The organism is Streptomyces sp. SID5785 (assembly GCF_009870065.1).
Lineage (GTDB): Bacteria > Actinomycetota > Actinomycetes > Streptomycetales > Streptomycetaceae > Streptomyces.
This window is the reverse complement of the sequence record NZ_WWIA01000064.1, coordinates 1-16,818: the sequence shown is the minus strand read 5'-3', so window position 1 is coordinate 16,818 and position 16,818 is coordinate 1. Positions and strand designations below refer to the sequence as shown.

At 73.7% G+C, this 16,818-nt stretch carries 17 protein-coding genes; 8 read left to right on the top strand and 9 right to left on the bottom strand.

Features of this window, described 5'->3' with window-relative positions; genetic code table 11:
* A partial coding sequence (locus GTW43_RS02020; RefSeq protein ID WP_161299802.1) for a methyltransferase domain-containing protein occupies positions 1 to 780 on the bottom strand: 780 nt, incomplete at its 3' end.
* Positions 781 to 977: 197 nt separating this feature from the next.
* On the opposite strand from GTW43_RS02020, the gene GTW43_RS02015 reads away from it, so the two are divergent.
* The gene (locus tag GTW43_RS02015) at positions 978 to 2,108 is read left to right on the top strand and encodes a magnesium and cobalt transport protein CorA (protein WP_161299803.1); all 1,131 of its coding nucleotides are present in this window, start codon (positions 978 to 980) and stop codon (positions 2,106 to 2,108) included.
* Positions 2,109 to 2,239: 131 nt separating this feature from the next.
* Positions 2,240 to 4,765 (top strand): serine/threonine-protein kinase, encoded by a 2,526-nt coding sequence (locus GTW43_RS02010; RefSeq protein ID WP_161299801.1) that lies wholly within the window; start codon positions 2,240 to 2,242, stop codon positions 4,763 to 4,765.
* 34 nt (positions 4,766 to 4,799) lie between these two features.
* Here GTW43_RS02010 and GTW43_RS02005 read toward each other — a convergent pair whose 3' ends face one another.
* Both GTW43_RS02005 and GTW43_RS02000 read right to left on the bottom strand, forming a co-directional pair.
* Positions 4,800 to 5,219, bottom strand: coding sequence for a CBS domain-containing protein (locus tag GTW43_RS02005; RefSeq protein ID WP_161299800.1), 420 nt, complete (start codon positions 5,217 to 5,219; stop codon positions 4,800 to 4,802).
* 110 nt (positions 5,220 to 5,329) lie between these two features.
* Positions 5,330 to 5,974 (bottom strand): uridine kinase, encoded by a 645-nt coding sequence (locus tag GTW43_RS02000; RefSeq protein ID WP_161299799.1) that lies wholly within the window; start codon positions 5,972 to 5,974, stop codon positions 5,330 to 5,332.
* Positions 5,975 to 6,219: 245 nt separating this feature from the next.
* Between GTW43_RS02000 and GTW43_RS01995 the strand changes: the two genes are divergently transcribed.
* Positions 6,220 to 6,705: an anthrone oxygenase family protein gene (locus GTW43_RS01995; protein ID WP_161299798.1), complete on the top strand. Its 486-nt coding sequence runs from the start codon at positions 6,220 to 6,222 to the stop codon at positions 6,703 to 6,705.
* A gap of 114 nt (positions 6,706 to 6,819) precedes the next feature.
* Positions 6,820 to 8,310: a glutamate synthase subunit beta gene (locus GTW43_RS01990; protein WP_161299797.1), complete on the top strand. Its 1,491-nt coding sequence runs from the start codon at positions 6,820 to 6,822 to the stop codon at positions 8,308 to 8,310.
* Between the two features lie 86 nt (positions 8,311 to 8,396).
* Here the strand turns inward: GTW43_RS01990 and GTW43_RS01985 are convergent, their stop codons facing one another.
* Together GTW43_RS01985 and GTW43_RS01980 are read right to left on the bottom strand one after the other, a co-directional pair.
* On the bottom strand, positions 8,397 to 8,669 hold the full coding sequence (locus GTW43_RS01985; protein ID WP_161299796.1) for a DUF397 domain-containing protein: 273 nt from the start codon (positions 8,667 to 8,669) through the stop codon (positions 8,397 to 8,399).
* Complete coding sequence (locus GTW43_RS01980; protein WP_161299795.1) at positions 8,670 to 9,539, bottom strand: helix-turn-helix transcriptional regulator; 870 nt, start codon at positions 9,537 to 9,539, stop codon at positions 8,670 to 8,672.
* Between the two features lie 327 nt (positions 9,540 to 9,866).
* On the opposite strand from GTW43_RS01980, the gene GTW43_RS01975 reads away from it, so the two are divergent.
* Together GTW43_RS01975 and GTW43_RS01970 are read left to right on the top strand one after the other, a co-directional pair.
* Entirely contained in the window at positions 9,867 to 10,307 is a 441-nt protein-coding gene (locus GTW43_RS01975) for an ATP-binding protein (RefSeq protein WP_343245867.1), read from the top strand.
* Between the two features lie 62 nt (positions 10,308 to 10,369).
* Positions 10,370 to 10,822: a hypothetical protein gene (locus GTW43_RS01970; protein ID WP_161299793.1), complete on the top strand. Its 453-nt coding sequence runs from the start codon at positions 10,370 to 10,372 to the stop codon at positions 10,820 to 10,822.
* Between the two features lie 81 nt (positions 10,823 to 10,903).
* On the opposite strand, the gene GTW43_RS01965 is transcribed toward GTW43_RS01970, so the two are convergent.
* The gene (locus tag GTW43_RS01965; RefSeq protein ID WP_161299792.1) at positions 10,904 to 11,593 is read right to left on the bottom strand and encodes a DUF899 domain-containing protein; all 690 of its coding nucleotides are present in this window, start codon (positions 11,591 to 11,593) and stop codon (positions 10,904 to 10,906) included.
* A 109-nt stretch (positions 11,594 to 11,702) separates the two neighbouring features.
* Positions 11,703 to 13,082: an amidohydrolase gene (locus tag GTW43_RS01960; RefSeq protein ID WP_161299791.1), complete on the bottom strand. Its 1,380-nt coding sequence runs from the start codon at positions 13,080 to 13,082 to the stop codon at positions 11,703 to 11,705.
* Between the two features lie 175 nt (positions 13,083 to 13,257).
* On the opposite strand from GTW43_RS01960, the gene GTW43_RS01955 reads away from it, so the two are divergent.
* Together GTW43_RS01955 and GTW43_RS01950 are read left to right on the top strand one after the other, a co-directional pair.
* Entirely contained in the window at positions 13,258 to 14,109 is an 852-nt protein-coding gene (locus tag GTW43_RS01955; RefSeq protein ID WP_161299790.1) for a serine protease, read from the top strand.
* A 131-nt stretch (positions 14,110 to 14,240) separates the two neighbouring features.
* A complete protein-coding gene (locus tag GTW43_RS01950) occupies positions 14,241 to 14,858 on the top strand; it encodes a 2'-5' RNA ligase family protein (protein WP_161299789.1) in 618 nt (205 codons plus the stop codon).
* Here the strand turns inward: GTW43_RS01950 and GTW43_RS01945 are convergent.
* Positions 14,855 to 15,640, bottom strand: coding sequence for a nucleotidyltransferase domain-containing protein (locus GTW43_RS01945; protein ID WP_161299788.1), 786 nt, complete (start codon positions 15,638 to 15,640; stop codon positions 14,855 to 14,857). The genes GTW43_RS01950 and GTW43_RS01945 overlap by 4 nt on opposite strands.
* 32 nt (positions 15,641 to 15,672) lie before the next feature.
* A complete protein-coding gene (locus GTW43_RS01940) occupies positions 15,673 to 16,650 on the bottom strand; it encodes a glycoside hydrolase family 6 protein (protein ID WP_161299787.1) in 978 nt (325 codons plus the stop codon).
* Positions 16,651 to 16,818: the final 168 nt, after the last annotated feature.

The following is a 16,818-nucleotide window of genomic DNA, read 5'->3' as shown; positions in this document are numbered from 1 at the left end:
CGAGATGAGGGGGGATGTGGCCAGGTCCATCGTGCCGGTGGCGATGTTGGCGAGGTGGCGGTCGATCTCCTCGTTCGTCGCCAGGCCCGCTTTCAGGAGCGACGGGCGGATCTGCTCGACCGTGGCCGCTTCCAGGGCCGTGCAGGCCGGCGAGGCCAGGGGGAAGTACGCGTCCGCCTCGACCTGGCGCAGTCCGGCGGCGCGCAGCAGGCCGGGGAGCTTGCGGCCGTAGGAGAGGTCTGCGCCACGCTTGGCGAGCAGGGAGCGGAAGCCGTGGCGCAGGCGGTTGGCGAGCTGCTCCTCGGGGCCGCGCTCCTCGGGGCACAGGAGGGGCTGGAGCCCGGGGTCGGCGTCCTCCAGGAGGAGGCGCCCGCCGGGCCGCAGGGCACGGATCATCGTCGCCAACGCCCGCTCCCGGTCGGGGACATGGACGAGGACGAGCCGCGCATGCACCAGGTCGAAGGACTCGGCGGGCGGCTCGTCGGCACCGATGTCGTGGCGGCGCACCTCGACGGGCGGTCGCGGGATGCTGTGCTGCCAGGAGGTGTCGATGTCGGTCGCGAGGACCCGGCCGGTGGGGCCGACCTTGCGGGCCAGCCAGGAGACGACGGACGTGCCGCCGGCCCCGACCTCCCAGCAGCGCCAGCCGGAACCGATGCCGAGCCGCTCGATGTGCCGGAACGTCGTGGGGTCGAACAGCGTCGACAGGGAGTCGAAGCGCTGGCCCGCCTCGGGCTGCTGGTTGTCCAGGAGGTAGGCGTGGCCGCCGGATCGCATCATGACCCGATCATCGCAGCAGCCTCCGTCCACACCGGACATTTCGGAACGGAATCCTCCGTTCCCACAGGCCCTGACGGGTTGTCGGTGTTCGCTGGCAGACTGGCTCGCCAGGTCGCCCGTTCGACGGAGCGGCCCGGTCAGGCACGAGCGCGTGAGGACGACACGGTCACGTGAGGAACCGGCACGAGGAGCCGAGCATGTCGATGGCGGGCAATCTGCGGAAGGTCGGCGGCCTGCGCAGGGTGGGTGGGCTGCGCAGGATGGCAGGGCTGGCGCGCCGTCGCCCCCGGGTGGACCTGAGCCACCCGGCCCGCTCCCCTCTCGGGTCCGCGGTGGTGAACTGCGTGACGTACGTGGACGGTGCGCGGGAGACGGGCGGCGGCGCCGACCTCGCCGAGGCGGTGAAGCGGGTCCGGGAGACCGGGGAGGGGTTCGTCTGGCTCGGGCTGCACGAGCCGGCGGAGCCGGAGATCGCGGAGGTCGCCGAGCTGTTCGACCTGCACCCGCTCGCCGTGGAGGACGCGGTGCACGCGCACCAGCGCCCGAAGGTGGAGCGGTACGGGCAGACGCTGTTCGCGGTGTTCAAGACGGTCTGCTACGTGGAGCATTCGGAGGTGACGGCGACGAGTGAGGTCGTCGACACCGGAGAGATCATGGTGTTCGTCGGGGGCGACTTCGTGATCACCGTGCGACACGGGCGGCACGGCTCACTGGGACCGGTGCGGGAGAACCTGGAGGCGGCGCCGGAGCAGCTCGCCAAGGGGCCGGCCGCGGTGCTGCACGCCGTCGCGGACGGCGTGGTGGACGACTACCTGACGGTGCTCGACGATTTCCAGGCCGACATAGACGAGGTGGAGACGGCGGTCTTCGCGCAGAACGGGGCGCGCGTCGACCCGGGCCGCATCTACCAGCTCAAGCGCGAGCTGCTGGAGCTGAAGCGGGCGGTGGTCCCGCTGTCCCGCCCGGTGCTGGAGCTGGCGAGCCGTCCGCTGCCTTCGGTGCCGCAGGAGACACAGGCGTACTTCCGCGACGTGTCCGACCACCTGCTGCGGGCGGCCGAGCAGATAGCCGCCTTCGACGAACTGCTCAACTCCATACTCCAGGCCCATCTCGCGCAGGTGACGGTCGCGCAGAACGAGGACATGCGCAAGATCACCGCGTGGGCGGCGATCGTGGCCGTGCCGACGATGGGCTGCGGGATCTACGGCATGAACTTCGACCACATGCCGGAGCTCCACTGGCGATACGGATATCCGCTGATGCTGTCGGTGATCGCCGGGATCTGTCTCGTCGTCTACCGGGGGTTCAAGCGCAACGGGTGGCTGTGACGGCGTCGGACGCGCGTACGACGCGCACTAGTGTGTACCGTCCGGCGCGCCGGACGGGTCGGCGGAGGCCGCCCGGGGCGGGCGCGGGCACAAGCGAGTGGTTGATCCACGGGGGACGGGGGAGGTGAGCGATGCCTTTGCGGGAGGACGATCCCGAGTCGGTCGGCGGCTACCGGATCGAGTCGCGGATCGGCACCGGCGGCATGGGGGTCGTGTACCGGGCCCGCACCTCGTCGGGCCGGGCGGTCGCGGTCAAGGTGGTGCACGCGCAGTACGCGGACGACCCGGAGTTCCGGGCCAGGTTCCGGCAGGAGGTGCGGGCTGCACGCCGGGTGAGCGGGGCGTTCACGGCGCCGGTCGTGGACGCGGACCCGGAGGCGGAGCTCCCCTGGATGGCAACGGTCTACGTCGCCGGGGACACGCTCGCCCAGCGGGTCGCCGAGCAGGGCGTCCTGGACCGGCCGCAGTTGCGCCGGCTCGGGGTCGAGCTGGCGGAGGCGCTGCGGGAGATCCACCGGGCGGAGGTCGTGCACCGGGATCTGAAGCCGAGCAATGTGCTGCTGCTCGGTTCGGGGAAGGACGACGAGGGCGGATCCGATCCTGACGGGTCCGACGGAGCGGTGCGGGTCATCGACTTCGGCATCTCGCGGGCGGCGCAGAGCGATGTGCGGACGCAGACGGGGATGGTGCTCGGGTCGCCGCCGTTCATGGCACCGGAGCAGTTCAGCAGTCCACGGGACGTGGGGCCGCCGGTCGACGTGTTCTCGTTCGGCGCGCTGCTCGTGTACGCGGCGACGGGCCGCAGCCCGTTCGAGGCGGAGAACGCGTATCTGGCCGCCTACCAGACCGTCCATCACGAGCCGGAACTGGGCGCGCTGCCCGCGGAGTTGAGGCCGCTCGTGCTGGCGTGCCTCGCGAAGGCGCCGCAGGACCGGCCGACGCCGGACGCGCTGCGGGACGCGCTGGCCGCGATGCCCGAGGGGGATCCCGGCGACGGGCCCGCGGTGCAGGGGGCGTCGGGCGGTCCGACTCTCGCGCTCACCGTCGACACCGGTGCCGGCACCGGGACCGGGACCGGCGCTGGGACCGGCGCCGGCTCGCAGGGCGTCACCCCCCTGGCATCCCCGGCGTCGGCGCGGCCCGCGGACTCCGCCGACGCCACCCCGGTCACGCCGCCGCAGGACGACGGACGCGGTCCGGGTGACGCGGACGGCACACCACGTCTGGCGGGCGGGGCCTCAGGGGCGGCCGGGACGACCCTCGCGGGAGGCGGCGCGGCAGTGGGCGCCACTCCCCCGCGCGCCTCGCGGCGGCGTCGGATCACCGTCGCGGCCAGTGCGCTCGCCGTGGTCCTGGTGGCAGCCGCCGGTATCTCGGTCGCGCTGCACGACGGCGCCGGTGGCGAGGACACGGCGGCGCGGCAGGAGGCGCCGTCCGCGGGGACGCCCGCGGGCTGGCGGGCCTGGCACACGAGCCTCACCGAGAAGCCCGAGGCCGGAAAGAACGGCGGGGACGGTGGGGACAGCGGGGACAGCGGGGACGGGTCGGACATGATGGGGTCCCTGCCGGACTCGTACAGCTGCACGCCGTCGCCGGAGGGCGTGTACTGCTCCTCGTTCACCACGACGCTGATCCGGGTCGAGCCGCTGACCGGAAAGATCGACTGGAAGGTCCCGATGCGGGACGCGGGCCGGACGGGCGGCTCGGTGACCGACCCCGTGGTGGCGGCGCGGGAGGGCCTCGTCTTCACCTTCAGCGGGGACGGCTCCCAGGGCGTCGACGCGTACGACGCCGACACGGGGCGCCTGTTGTGGCGCAAGAAGGGCCCGCACGCCGACTTCGCGCTGATGAGCGGCGTACTCGTCGTGCAGCTGGGCGAGTTGGGGCCGGGGCCCACGGCCACGTACGCGGCGTTCGACCCGCGCAGCGGCAAGGAGCTGTGGCGGCGCACGTTCACCTCGGACAATGCCGGGCCGTTGCAGGCGGGAGCAGACGGCACGATCGTCGCCGACCTGCGCAGGGAGAAGCAGGGGGTGCGCACCGTGGCGCGGGTCGACGCGCGCACGGGCCGGACGGTGGGCCGGGTCGACGCGCCCAAGGGCGATCTGTGGCTGGCGACGGTGCACGGCGACCACGCCTACTACGCGCGGTGGGAGAACGACTCGGGTGTCTCGTCGCGGATCTTCGTCCAGGACCTGACATCGGGGCGGGTGCGCTCGATGGACTTCCCCTGGGCCGTCGAGCCCGAGGCGCCGCCGCTCGTCGTGGGCGAGACCATGTACATCTTCGACTACGCGAACGAGATCGTCCTCGCGCTGGACCTGAAGCGGGGCAAGCCGCTGTGGACGACCTCGCGCGAGCTGCGGGTGTTCAGCGAACCGACGGTGAGCGGCGGCCTGTTGTACGCGACGACGCCGGACAGCAGCGTCGTCGCGATCGACACGCGGACCGGCAGGGAGCGCTGGCGCACGAGACCGCCCGTCTCCCCCGATGGCGCGGACGCCGAGGACGGCAAGGGCGGCAAGGGCGGCACGATCGACGAGCGCACGCCGAGCGGGACCGGGCCGCTGCGCGTGGGCCAGGTGATCTACGGGGTGACCGGTGACGGCGCCTTCTCGGTGGCCGTACCGGGCAGGAGCGCACGCCCGCCGGCCTGACCTGCCGCCCGCGGACGCACGCCCACCGGCGGGGTCAGTTCTTGGCGTAGACGCTTTCCACCCACGCGGCGATCTGGTCGTCGCTCAGGTGCGTGGCCAGGTCGGCCTCGCTGATCATGCCGACGAGCTTCTTGTCCTTGATCACCGGCAGTCGGCGGATCTGGTGGTCCTGCATCTCGTGCAGGACCTCGCCGATGTCGGCGCTCGCGTCGATCCAGCGTGGCGTGCCCTGGGCCATGTCACCGGCGGTGACCTGCGCCGGGTCGTGCCCCATGGCGACACAGCCGACGACGATGTCGCGGTCGGTGAGGATGCCGCACAGCCGCTCCTGCTCGTCGCTGATGGGCAGGGCTCCGACGTTCAGTTCGCGCATCAACTGGGCGGCGCGGTCCAGGGTCTCGTGGGCGGGGATCCAGCGTGCGCCGGAGTGCATGATGTCCGCGGCGGTGGTCATGGTGGTGCCTCCCGATGCCGGGGCGAAGGTGGACGTGAGGGTTCCCGGCGCCGTTGCTCATTCTCGCCGGGGTCCCTCCGGGCCGCATGTCATCGCTGTGACCTGGACGTCTACGGCTGGTCGGGGGCGTTCCAGGCCGGGTGGCGGGGGTCGTCGGCGCGGATGACGACGTCGGCCGCGGCTGCCGGTCCGGTCTCGTCGTCGTAGCGGGCGAAGGCCGGGAGGGTCCACTGCTCGGTGTCGGGGGTGCGGCGGCGCAGGGCGCCGGGCGAGAGGCTGATGTGCACGGTCAGATCGAAGGGGAACCAGTGGTTCAGGAGGAGGGGGCCGTGCAGCAACAGAGCCCCGCCGGGCGGTAGTTCGACGTAGTCGCTGCGGGTCGCCCGGTCGGTGACCGGGTCCCACAGGTCGGGCAGGATCCGGCCGCTGCCGCCCGGTTCGAGGGGGCCGAAGACCTCGCGCCACAGGGCGCCCGTGTCGAGCCAGCCGCTGTAGTACGCCTCGGTGTCCTGGTGTCCGTACTCGAGGCGGAGCGAGGCGGGGCGCAGGAAGCCGTCCGCGGCGACGGCCAGGGACGCGCGGCCGCGGACCCGGAGGGCCTCGGCGACCCGGGCGGCGAGCTCGCCGGGCCGGGCGGCAGGGGCCCCGTCGAACGCGACCCGCGGCCGGGTTCCGCCGTCGGCGGGCGTCAGGTCGAGCAGGCGCTCGGCGAGAGCGTCGCCGAGCCGTTCCCAGGTGATCGCTTGGACTCGCACGGGTCCATGATGCCGGGCGCGGACCGCGCCGCCGCGGGCGGTGCCGGCCGGGTTGCCGCGGGACCCCGGCCGGGCAGGAGACGGCCACGCGACGGCCACGCGACAGGCACGCGACGGGCATGAGCAGCGCCGCGCCCCGCAAGGACCGAGCCGGCCCGGGAACCCGCGGAAACCGCTGTCCCGCCCCCGGGGACTGGGGCATGATCCTGGGGCGGCATCGGGCCGCGTCGGTCGAGGGGGCTGGGATGATCGAAGGACCGTACTTCGTGCTCGTCGTGTTCGGCGCCCTGTGGTGCGGACTCTCCGCGGGGGTCTTCGTCGCGTTCTCGACGTTCGTGATGCGGGGGCTGGGCGCCCTGCCGCCGGACCGCGGGATCGCCGCGATGAACGCGGTCAACGTCGCGGCGGTGAACCCGGCGTTCATGATCGTGTTCCTCGGGGCCGCCGTGCTGTGCGCGGTGATCGCGGTCGTCACGTTCGTGCTCTGGCCCGAGCAGGGCACGGTGGAGCTGCTGCTCGGCTGTGCGCTGTATCTGGCGGGCTCGTTCGGGGTGACGGTGCTGGCGAACATCCCGCGCAACGACGCGCTCGCGAAGCTGGCCGGGGACGAGGAGTCGCAGAGCAGCGCCGCGTACTGGAGCACCTACCAGCGCGAGTGGGTGGGCTGGAACCACATCCGGGGCGGCGCCGCGCTCGCCGCGTCGGCCTCGTTCGTCCTCGCTCTCACCTGAGGCCCGGGTCCGGGGGCCGCTCGCCCCGGGTGTCGCGCCGCCGGGACGGACGTATCGTGGCGAGACGAGCCACGGCGTCCCGGCGTCGGAGCGCCACCGCAGAGGGAGACGGCCATGGCCGACCCCAAGGGCTTTCTCAGGACCCCCCGCAGCGAGGCCCCGCGCCGTCCCGTCGAGGAGCGCGTGCGCGACTGGGACGAGGTCTACGTCCCCGGCGGGCTGCTGCCGATCATCGGCGCACAGGCGGACCGGTGCATGGACTGCGGCATTCCGTTCTGTCATGACGCGTGCCCGCTGGGGAACCTGATCCCGGAGTGGAACGACCTGGTGGCGCGGGACGACTGGCGGGCCGCGAGCGAGCGCCTGCACGCGACGAACAACTTCCCCGAGTTCACCGGCACGCTCTGTCCCGCGCCCTGCGAGGCCGGCTGCGTCCTGGCCATCGACCAGCCGGCGGTCACGATCAAGAACGTCGAGCTGGCGATCGTGGACCGGGCCTGGGAGGAGGGACGCGTCGCGGCGCGCCCGCCGGAGCGGCTCTCGGGCCGGAGCGTGGGCGTGGTCGGCTCGGGTCCCGCCGGGCTCGCGGCGGCCCAGCAGCTGACCCGCGCGGGTCACACGGTCGCGGTGTACGAGCGGGACGACCGGCCCGGCGGGCTGCTGCGGTACGGCATCCCGTCGTTCAAGATGGACAAGGCCCGACTGGAGCGCAGGCTCGGGCAGTTGACGGACGAGGGCGTACGGTTCCGTACGTCGACGGAGATCGGGCGGGACCTCGGCGCGGCCGAACTGCGCGCGCGGCACGACGCGGTACTGATCGCGACCGGGGCGACCGAGTGGCGGGAACTGGACGTGCCGGGGCGCGAGTTGGCCGGCATCCACCAGGCGATGGAGTACCTGCCGCCGGCGAACCGGGTGTGCGAGGGCGATCTGACCGCGTCCCCGCTGGACGCCCGGGGCCGGCACGTCGTGATCGTCGGGGGCGGCGACACGGGCGCGGACTGTCTGGGCACGGCGATCCGCGAGGGGGCCGCGTCGGTCACCCAGCTCGACATCTACGGCAGGCCGGGCGACCTGCGCGACGACGAGGCCGAACCCTGGCCGACGTATCCGAAGCTGTACCGCCTGTCTCCCGCGCACGAGGAGGCGCACGCGCTCGGGAAGTCACCGCTGGCGCACGCCGACGCCCGGCTGTTCGCGGCGTCGACGCTGCGGTTCGCCGGGGACGGCGAGGGCCGGGTGCGGGAGCTGCATCTGGTGGAGGTGGACGCGGGGCGCCGGCCGCGGCCCGGCACCGAGCAGGTGCTGCCGGCCGATCTGGTGCTGCTCGCGCTGGGGTTCCAGGGCCCGGAGCGGCGGCCCGGGGGGCTGGTGGACGAGCTGGGCCTCGGCGTGGACGCGCGGGGGACGCTGGCCAGGGACGCGGACTTCGCGACGGAGGTGCCGGGGGTGTTCGTCGCCGGGGACGCCGGGCGCGGGCAGTCCCTGGTGGTGTGGGCGATCGCGGAGGGCCGGGCGGCCGCCGCGGCCGTCGACCGCTGGCTGACGGGGTCGACGGTGCTGCCGGCCCCGATCGGTGCGCACGACCGGCCGATGACGGCCTGACGTCCACCGGTTCCCCGCCTGAGCCCGGGCCGGAGCGGGGTGTCACCGGTACGGGTAACGGTGCGGGTAAACGGTGCGGCGGCGCGTCAGGACAGCAGGAAGTCCGCCACGCCCGCCTTGGCGCCCTCGATGAACGCGGTGATCTCGCCCGGGGTGTAGATGAGCGCCGGCCCGTCCGGGTCGGAGGACTGGCGCACGGCGACGCGCCCGTCGGCCAGCTTCATGGCCTCCAGACAGTTGCCCCCGTTGCCTCCGCTCCAGGGCTTGTGCCAGCCCTCGCTGCCGAGCTCGCGGGCGGGCATGCCGTTGTAGACGGGCTCGCCGTCGACGCCTCGTATCCGGTCCTTGATCCGGTCCATTCACAGCTCCTTGCGGAGATCGCGGAGGATCTCCTTTGTGCGTTGTGCCGTCGCGGCGTGCGCCGCCATGCGGTCCATGACCTCCAGGTGGGTGGCCACCTCGGGGCGTGCGTCCAGGTAGACGGCACCGGTCAGGTACTCGCTGTAGACCATGTCCGGGAGCTCCGGCATGGCGAAACGGAACAGGACGAAGGGTCCGTACGTGCCCGGGTGGGGCCCGGACGCGAACTCCGCGACCTGAAGCGTGACGTTGGGCAGCTCCATCGACTCGAGGAGGCGGTCGACCTGGCCGCGCATCACGTCCGCGTCACCGACGGGGCGGCGCAGCGCCGTCTCGTCCATGACCATCCAGACGCGGGGCGCGTCCTCGCGGGTGAGCAGGGCCTGGCGGCGCATCCGGAGGTCGACGTGGCGGTCGACGATGCCCGGGTCCTCGACGAGGGCCCGGCCGACCGCCCCGGATCTGAGCACGCCACGCGCGTAGTCCGCGGTCTGGAGCAGCCCCGGCACGAAGTGCGGCTCGTACGACCTGATGAGTGACGCGGCACCCTCCAGGCTGACGTACATCGAGAACCAGCCGGGCAGGATGTCGTGGAAGCGCTGCCACCAGCCCGGCCTGTTCGCCTCCTCGGCGAGGCGGACGAAGGCCTCGGCCTCGTCCTGCCCGACGCCGTAGGACTTCAGGAGGAGCTGGAGGTACGGGATCTTGAGGGCGACCTCGGCGGTCTCCATGCGGCGGACGGTCGCGGCCGTCACGCGCAGTACGCGGGCGGCCTCCTCGCGCTTGAGTCCGGCGCTCTCCCGCAGGTCCTGGAGGCGCCGGCCCAGCACGACCTGGCCGACCGTCGGCGCGGACCGCGGTTCGCTCACGCCCCTGCCCTCCCAGTAGTCCCTGTGTCGAGTTCCAGCCGCGGAAGAAGGCCGGGAACCTTCAGGTCACCGGCCGTTTCCCCGCGGTTCACCCCGATGGGCGCCGCGCGACGAGCTGTTGCGAGCAGTGTGCCATGTCCGCTCCGAACGGCACACTGCACTCTGCACTTTTCAGAGTGGCTCTTGCCAAGTGTTCACGACGGGGAGATAGTGGCAAGCGTGACTCCGTCCGCGCCCTTAGGAACAGCAGTCGGCGAAGCTACGCTCGGTGACCGTCCGGGTACCCCACCGGGGCCCCCGGCCGCGGCCCGCCGCAGCAGCTTCGAACTGGCTCCCCATCCGGGCTCCGCCGCACAGGCCCGGCACATGACGCGCACCCACCTCAGTGGCTGGGGCGCGTGCGAGGACACCTGCGACGCGGCGGCTCTCGTCGTGTCCGAGCTCGTCACGAACGCGATCGTGCACACCGCCAGCCGGCGCATCCGGTGCGAGCTGCACGAGGTCAGCGACGACGCGGGCGACCGCGTACGGATAGCCGTGCGCGACGAGGGCCGGATGCCCGGGGTCGCCGCCCCGGCCGGCCGGGTCGCGCCCGAGGAGGAGCACGGCAGGGGGCTCCTCCTCGTGGCGGCCGTCTCGAGCGCGTGGGGCGCTCAGGAGACCGGCCCCGGCCTTCTCGTATGGGCCGAGCTGCCGCGCGACGGCGGCCCGGCCGCGGGCCCGGGCCCCGTGCCCGACGTCTCCGGCACGGGTGACTGGGCCTGGTGACCTGATGGACGTCCGCCCCGACCAGGCGGACGGAGAACGACGAGCGTGCTGAGCGGGAACGGATGGGCGTGGTGACGACGCGGACGATGCACCTGGACTCGCTGGTCGGCCTCGCGCGGCGGCGGCACGTGCCGTCCTCCGTGCCGCCCGTGCGCCTGGGGGTCCCGGACGGCATGACCGCACCGCTCGGCTGCGACGCCGTGGCCGTCCCCGAGGACTTCGCGCGCGCGATGACGCGGCGGCTGCCCCGGATGGGCTGTGTCTACGCCGACGGCGCGCACTGGTGGTGGCTCGTGCCCTCCGACTCCGACGTGGCCCTGGAGTGGCCCGCGCCCGCCCGGTACACGGCGGGTGCGCTGGTGCCGGACGCCCGGCGCGCTCCCGATCTCATCCACTGCCCCGACGGCGCGGTGCCGTACACGCCGCCGATCCCGCTGTACCTGGCCCTGTGCCGGGTGACGGGGACGACGCCGGCGTGGTCCCGCCCGGCGGGTACGGTCCGCCCGCAGAGCTGACGGCCCGTGACATGACGCGTGACGTGACGCGTGACGTGACGCGTGACGTGACGTGACGCGTGACGTGACGCGGACGCCGGGTCAGTCGAGGTACTCGTCGTGGTAGCGGACCCCGCTGCTGCCCGCGGGCGCGCCGAGCGCCGACGCACGGCCGGCCGGCCGCTCCCACTCCTCCTGTCGCCCCAGCGCCGTGAGGTCGAGCAGGTTCGTCGTGAAGCCGATGCCGTCGAGACCCCGGTCGAACGTCGAGTACGTGTGGAAGATCCGCTCGCCCTCGCGCAGGAAGCAGCTGATCCCCGGGCGCTCCTGGAGGCAGCCGCCGGTCTCCACCGTCGTGCCGAAGTCCTGGTTGAAGTCGCTCAGGTTCGAGGAGAACCAGGGCACCGTCCAGCCCATCCGCGCCTTGAACGGCAGGATCCTGGTGAACGGCGCGCGGGAGACCGCGGCGAACGCGGTGCCGCGGGCCCGCAGATGCGCCAGGTGGCCGATCTGGTCGAGGAATCCGGAGCAGCTGGGGCAGCCCGCCTCCCACTCGGGCGCGAACATGAAGTGGTAGACGACGAGTTGGTCCCGGCCCTCGAACAGGTCGAGCAGTTCGCTCTTGCCGTCGGGGCCCTCGAAGACGTACAGCTTGTCGATCTCGACCATGGGCAGCTCGCGCCGCCGCGCGTTCAGTGCGTCCCGCGCACGGGTCGCCGCCTTCTCCAGCGCGAGCAGTTCCTCGCGGGCGGCGCGCCATTCCTCGCGCGTGACCACGTCCGGCAGCCCCATGGGTCCTCCTCGGATAGGGGTCTCTCCGAGGGGTGACCGCGGGCGCGTACGGAACTCATCGCTCGCGCCGAAGATTTTTCCGGCCGGTGGGGCGCGCCACCGCCCGCGCTCAGGTGTCGTACTCCTGGATGCGCCGGCCGGGGACGCGTTCCAGCAGGTCGGGCAGGAGAGTGCGCAACTCCCCCAGCACGGAGGGCACATCGACGGTCGTCAGTTCTCCGTCGTGCATCAGGACGCGACCGTCGACGATCGTCGTACGGACGTCGTCGGCGCGGGCGCTGTGCACGAGCGTCGCGGCGAGGTCGTGGACGGGCTGGGTGCGCGGCCCGCTCAGGTCGACGAGGACGAGGTCGGCCCGGCGGCCCGGTGCGAGGGAGCCGATGCGGTCGCCGAGCCCGAGGGCACGGGCGCTGTCGAGCGTGGCGTGCCACAGGGCCTGACGGGCGGTCAGCCAGCGGGGGTCGGCCTCGTGGCGCTTCTGGGTGAGCGCGGTCAGGGCCATCGCCTCCCACACGTCGAGGGTGTTGTTCGAGGCGGCGCCGTCGGTGGCGAGGCCGACGTGGACGCCCGCGCCGACGAGCGCACGGACGGGGGTCGTGTCCCAGCCGAACTTCAGGTAGCCGCGGGGCGCGGTCGCGACGGCGGTCCGGCCCTCGGCCGCGCGCAGGGCGGGCAGGTCGCGCTCGAGGATCCCGGTGCCGTGCGCGATGAGCACGTCGGTGTCGAGGATGCCGGTGCGGCGGAGGGTCTCGACGGGGGTGCGGCCGTGGCGGGCGAGGGCGGTGTCGGTCTGGGCGCGGTTCTCGGCGGCGTGCAGGTGGACGGGCAGGCCGTGCGCGTGGGCGAGGGCCGCGGTGGCGGCGAGGTCCTCGTCGTCGACGGTGTACGGGGCGTGCGGGGCCAGGGAGGTCGTGATGCGGCCGCCGGCCCGGCCGCGGTGTGACCGCGCGAAGTCGAGGGAGCGAGCGCGGCCCTCGGCGCCCTGCGAGGAGAAGAACGCCTCGCCGAGGTCGGCCCGCAGGCCCGTCTCCTCGACGACGCCTGCGACGGCCTCCATGGCGAAGTAGTGGTCGGCGAAGCAGGTGACGCCGCCGCGGATCATCTCGGCGCAGGCGAGACGGGCGCCGAGGGCGACCAGACGCGGGGTCAGATTCGACTCGACCGGCCAGATCCGGTCGTTGAACCATTCCTGCTCGGGCAGGTCCTCGGCGTAGCCGCGCAGCGCCACCATGGGGCTGTGGGTGTGGCAGTTGACGAGACCGGGGAGCGCCACCAGGCCCCGGGCGTCGATCCGCGACGCGGCGGGGAGGGCGGCCGCGGTGGCGGTGTCGGTGAGAGCGGCGATGACGCCTTCTCGTACGACGACGGCGGTGTCCGGCACGAAGTGGATCCCGTCGGCGCCCCGTCCGGGGTCGGACTCGTCGGGGTCGGTGTGCCGCAGGGCGGTGCATCCGGTGACGATCAGGTCGGCGGGGGCGACGGCGGGCATGGGGCGAGACTAGCGGCGGGGCGCCTCTTCCGTCGGGCGGTGCGGTCTGGGGATGGGTCAACTTCCGTTCGCTGAGGGTGCACTGTTGTCCGCTGAGCCTTACGCCATCACAATGCTCATGCCAAAACATGGCGTTCGACGCACCACTCTCACCCATGGGAGAGGAACCCCCCACATGAAGAAGTCTCTCGTCGGCGCGTTCTTCGGCGTGCTCCTGCTCGGCGCGACCGCCGCCCCGGCCTCGGCCCTCGGCGACGCGTCCGCGCTCCGGCACCCGGCGAAGGTCGACTCCAAGGCCGTCAGCTTCGCCGGCACGGTGGCGCTGAGCAACTGTTCCGGCTCGGTCGTCCGGGTCCCGGACTCGCAGCCGACCGACCCGGCCCTGGTGATGTCCAACGGCCACTGCCTGGAGTCCGGCTTCCCCGGCCCGGGCGAGGTCGTCGTCGACCAGCCCTCGTCCCGCACGTTCGGCCTCCTGGACGCCTCGGGCGGCCAGGTCGCCACGCTGAAGGCGAGCAAGGTCGCGTACGGCACGATGACCGACACGGACGTGTCGCTGTACGAACTGACCAGCACCTACGAACAGATCGAGAGCTCCTACGGCATCAAGGCCCTGGAGCTGTCGGCCGACCACCCCGCGCAGGGCACGGCCATCAGCGTCGTCTCCGGCTACTGGAAGAAGATCTACAACTGCTCGGTCGACGGGTTCGCCTACCGCCTCAAGGAGGGTGAGTGGACCTGGAAGGACTCGGTCCGCTACACCTCCGCCTGCGACACGATCGGCGGGACCTCCGGCTCTCCGGTGGTCGACCAGGCGAGCGGCAAGGTCGTCGCCGTCAACAACACCGGCAACGAGAGCGGAGAGGAGTGCACGGACAACAACCCGTGCGAGGTCGACGAGAACGGCAAGGTGACCGTGCGCGAGGGCATCAACTACGCGCAGCAGACGTACGGGATCGTGCCGTGCGTCGGCACCGGTAACAAGATCGACCTGTCGGCGCCGGGTTGCGAGCTGCCGAAGCCGTAGCCCGAGCCGTAGGTGCAGGCGCAGCCGTTGCCGTAGTTGTAGCCGGCCGGCTCCCGAACGGCCCGTTCTCGCGCCCCGCCCCACAAGGGGCGCGGGGACGGGCCCGCCGCGCCCGGTGTGACACTGGGCGCATGACGGACGAGGACGCCGGGGCGCGACGTGCCGACCGGGCCGACGGGGCCGACCGGGACGATGAGGGCTGGCCCGACGCCGCGGGGGACACGGCCCTCTCGGTGCCTGTCCCGGAGGCGGCGGCGCTGGTGCGCACCGGGTCGGAGCCGCACCTCACGCTGCTCTACCCGTTCCTGCCGCTGCCCCGGATCACCCCTGCGGACGGAGCGGCCCTGGCCGAACTGTTCGCGGCCACACGCCCGTTCACCCTCGCGTTCCCCGCACTCCGGCGCTGGCCCGGGGTGCTGTACCTGGCCCCCCAACCGGACGAGCCGCTGCGCGCGCTGACGAAGGCGCTGCGCGAACGCTGGCCCGGAGTCGTGCCCTACCGCGGCGTCTTCGGGCATGAGGGCCTCGACCCGCACCTCACCCTCGCCGCGGGCCCCGGCACGGACGAGCTGCCCGCGCCCCGGTTCGCCGCGGCCCTGCCACTGCGCACCCGGGTGGACACGGTCCGGCTGGTCGTGACCGACGGCCCGGGCACGGGCTGGCGCCCTGCACGGTCGTTCCGGCTGGGCGGGGCCCGGCCCCGGGGCCTCTGTCAGCCGGGGCCTCCTCCAGTGGGCCGCGCCCGCTAGGCCGGGTCCGCGCGCACGGCGGCCCCGAGCAGTTCACGGGCACGGTCCACGAGTCGGGCGAGGTCCGGGTCCTCGAGGACCGCGTCGATGCCGCGCAGTCCGGCGCGGGCCAGCAGCCGCTTCTCGTTGGTGACCCACTCCCCGCGGGCGGCCAGCACGGCGTGCGCGGTCTGCATCGCGGCGACGGACACCGCGCCGGTGACCTCGGTCCGGCCGCCGTTCGGCACATGGCCGTCGCGGGCGTACCCGAGGGTCAGATCGGCCAAGCTCCACCACTGCGCGGGGGCCGTCTCGCGCAGGGCGTCCGGGTAGCCGTCGACCACGGGGGCCGTGCCGCGCAGCACACGGTTCACGGCGAGCTCGGCGACGACGAGGTAGCTGGGGATCCCGGCGAGGTGGAACATGAGCGGCTCCCAGCGGAAGCGGCCCGCCCGGGCCTCGGCCACCTCGTGCTCGACGGCGTCGAGGTCCCGGTAGTGCACGTCGACCCGCCGCCCGTCGACCACGAGCCAGGCGCCGCCGTTGAACACCCCGCCGCCCCAGCCGCCGAGCTCCGACGCCTCGCCCTCCCAGCCGATGTCCCGCAGGTCCTGCGGATCGAAGGAGCCGCGGTAGTAGACGGCGAGGTCCCAGTCGCTCGTGTCCTGGTGCGTGCCCTGGGCCCGCGAGCCGCCGAGCGCCACGCCCCGGACGCCCGGAAGGGCGGCGAGCCGGTCGGCGACGGCGTCGAGGAAGGCGGCGTCGTCCCGCGCGGCGTCGGTGAGGTCGGCGTTGTGGTCCATGGGGCGCCACGGTACCGGCGCCCGGCCGCGGCTCAGTCGGCGGCGTTGCGGGCCAGCTCCAGCGCGCCGCTCTCCCACCACTGCCCGGCCGGCGGGGCTCCCCGGCAGCTGCCGTCGGACTCCCCGGGGCGCTTGATCCACAGGTAGGCGTCCAGGGCGGGGTCGCCGGTGTTCGTGGTGGGCGGGGTGCCGAGGGCGCGGCCGGGAGGGTTGCACCAGGCGTCGGGCCCGTCGTAGGGGCCGTTGCCGTTGCGGCTGGTGTCGACGACGAAGTGCGGGCTGCCGCCGAGCGCCGTCAGCAGCCGGTGGCCGTACGCCGAGGTCTCGGCGCTCGTCCGGTAGTTGGAGACGTTCAGGGCGATTCCGGTGGCGGCGGCGACGCCGGAGCGGCGCAGCGGTTCGACCAGCCGGGCGGGGTCCGGGACCCAGCCCGCGTTCCCGGCGTCGAGATAGACGCGGGTGCCGGGCCGGGCGGCCAACTGCCGGACGGCGTACGCCAGGAGGGCGTAGCGCTCCTCCGGGTCGGCGCCGGGGCAGCCCGCGACGGTGGCGGCCACCGCGTCCGGCTCGACGACGACGTAGGCGCCGCGCGAGCCGAGGCCCTCGGCGAACGAGTCGACGTAGGCGCGGTAGGCGGCCGCGTCGGGGGCGCCGCCGGAGGAGAAGGCGCCGCAGTCGCGGTGCGGGATGTGGTAGGCGACCAGGACGGCGGTGCGGCCGGCCCGGGCCGCGGCCTCGGTGGCGGCCCGGACGGTGGGGCCGGGCTCGGCGCCGTGGAGCCAGACGGCCTGCGGGCGCTGCGCGATGCGGTCGACGAGTGCGGCGTCGGCGGTACGGCCCTGGGCGCGGTACGTGTCGGCCTGGCGGGCCGCCGCGGTGTCCGGATCGACCCAGAACCCGGTGCCCGCGCGGGCCCCGTGACCGGCCGCGGCGGCCGGGGAGACGCTCAGGAGGGCCGCCACCAGGGCGGCGAGGACGGGACGCGCGGACCTGCGCGGAGCCTTCGACATGGCCGGATGATGCGCGGGCGGCGGCCGCGCGGTGCGCCCGGCGGGGCGCGCCACCGCCAGGTGCACCCGTTCGGACGCGCGCGGGCCGTCCGGCCCAGGCCGTGCGGACACGGCCGTGCGGACTCGTCCTAGGGCTTGTCCGGCGGATCAGGTCGCGTCCGGGTGGCC

What these genes read in the sequence shown, in the direction of transcription:
- GTW43_RS02015 (WP_161299803.1), top strand. Translation starts at nt 978, where the DNA reads ATGTCGATGGCGGGCAATCTGCGGAAGGTCGGCGGCCTGCGCAGGGTG.
- GTW43_RS02010 (WP_161299801.1), top strand. Translation starts at nt 2,240, where the DNA reads ATGCCTTTGCGGGAGGACGATCCCGAGTCGGTCGGCGGCTACCGGATC.
- GTW43_RS02005 (WP_161299800.1), bottom strand. Translation starts at nt 5,219, where the DNA reads ATGACCACCGCCGCGGACATCATGCACTCCGGCGCACGCTGGATCCCC.
- GTW43_RS01995 (WP_161299798.1), top strand. Translation starts at nt 6,220, where the DNA reads ATGATCGAAGGACCGTACTTCGTGCTCGTCGTGTTCGGCGCCCTGTGG.
- GTW43_RS01990 (WP_161299797.1), top strand. Translation starts at nt 6,820, where the DNA reads ATGGCCGACCCCAAGGGCTTTCTCAGGACCCCCCGCAGCGAGGCCCCG.
- GTW43_RS01985 (WP_161299796.1), bottom strand. Translation starts at nt 8,669, where the DNA reads ATGGACCGGATCAAGGACCGGATACGAGGCGTCGACGGCGAGCCCGTC.
- GTW43_RS01970 (WP_161299793.1), top strand. Translation starts at nt 10,370, where the DNA reads ATGGGCGTGGTGACGACGCGGACGATGCACCTGGACTCGCTGGTCGGC.
- GTW43_RS01965 (WP_161299792.1), bottom strand. Translation starts at nt 11,593, where the DNA reads ATGGGGCTGCCGGACGTGGTCACGCGCGAGGAATGGCGCGCCGCCCGC.
- GTW43_RS01960 (WP_161299791.1), bottom strand. Translation starts at nt 13,082, where the DNA reads ATGCCCGCCGTCGCCCCCGCCGACCTGATCGTCACCGGATGCACCGCC.
- GTW43_RS01955 (WP_161299790.1), top strand. Translation starts at nt 13,258, where the DNA reads ATGAAGAAGTCTCTCGTCGGCGCGTTCTTCGGCGTGCTCCTGCTCGGC.
- GTW43_RS01950 (WP_161299789.1), top strand. Translation starts at nt 14,241, where the DNA reads ATGACGGACGAGGACGCCGGGGCGCGACGTGCCGACCGGGCCGACGGG.
- GTW43_RS01945 (WP_161299788.1), bottom strand. Translation starts at nt 15,640, where the DNA reads ATGGACCACAACGCCGACCTCACCGACGCCGCGCGGGACGACGCCGCC.
- GTW43_RS01940 (WP_161299787.1), bottom strand. Translation starts at nt 16,650, where the DNA reads ATGTCGAAGGCTCCGCGCAGGTCCGCGCGTCCCGTCCTCGCCGCCCTG.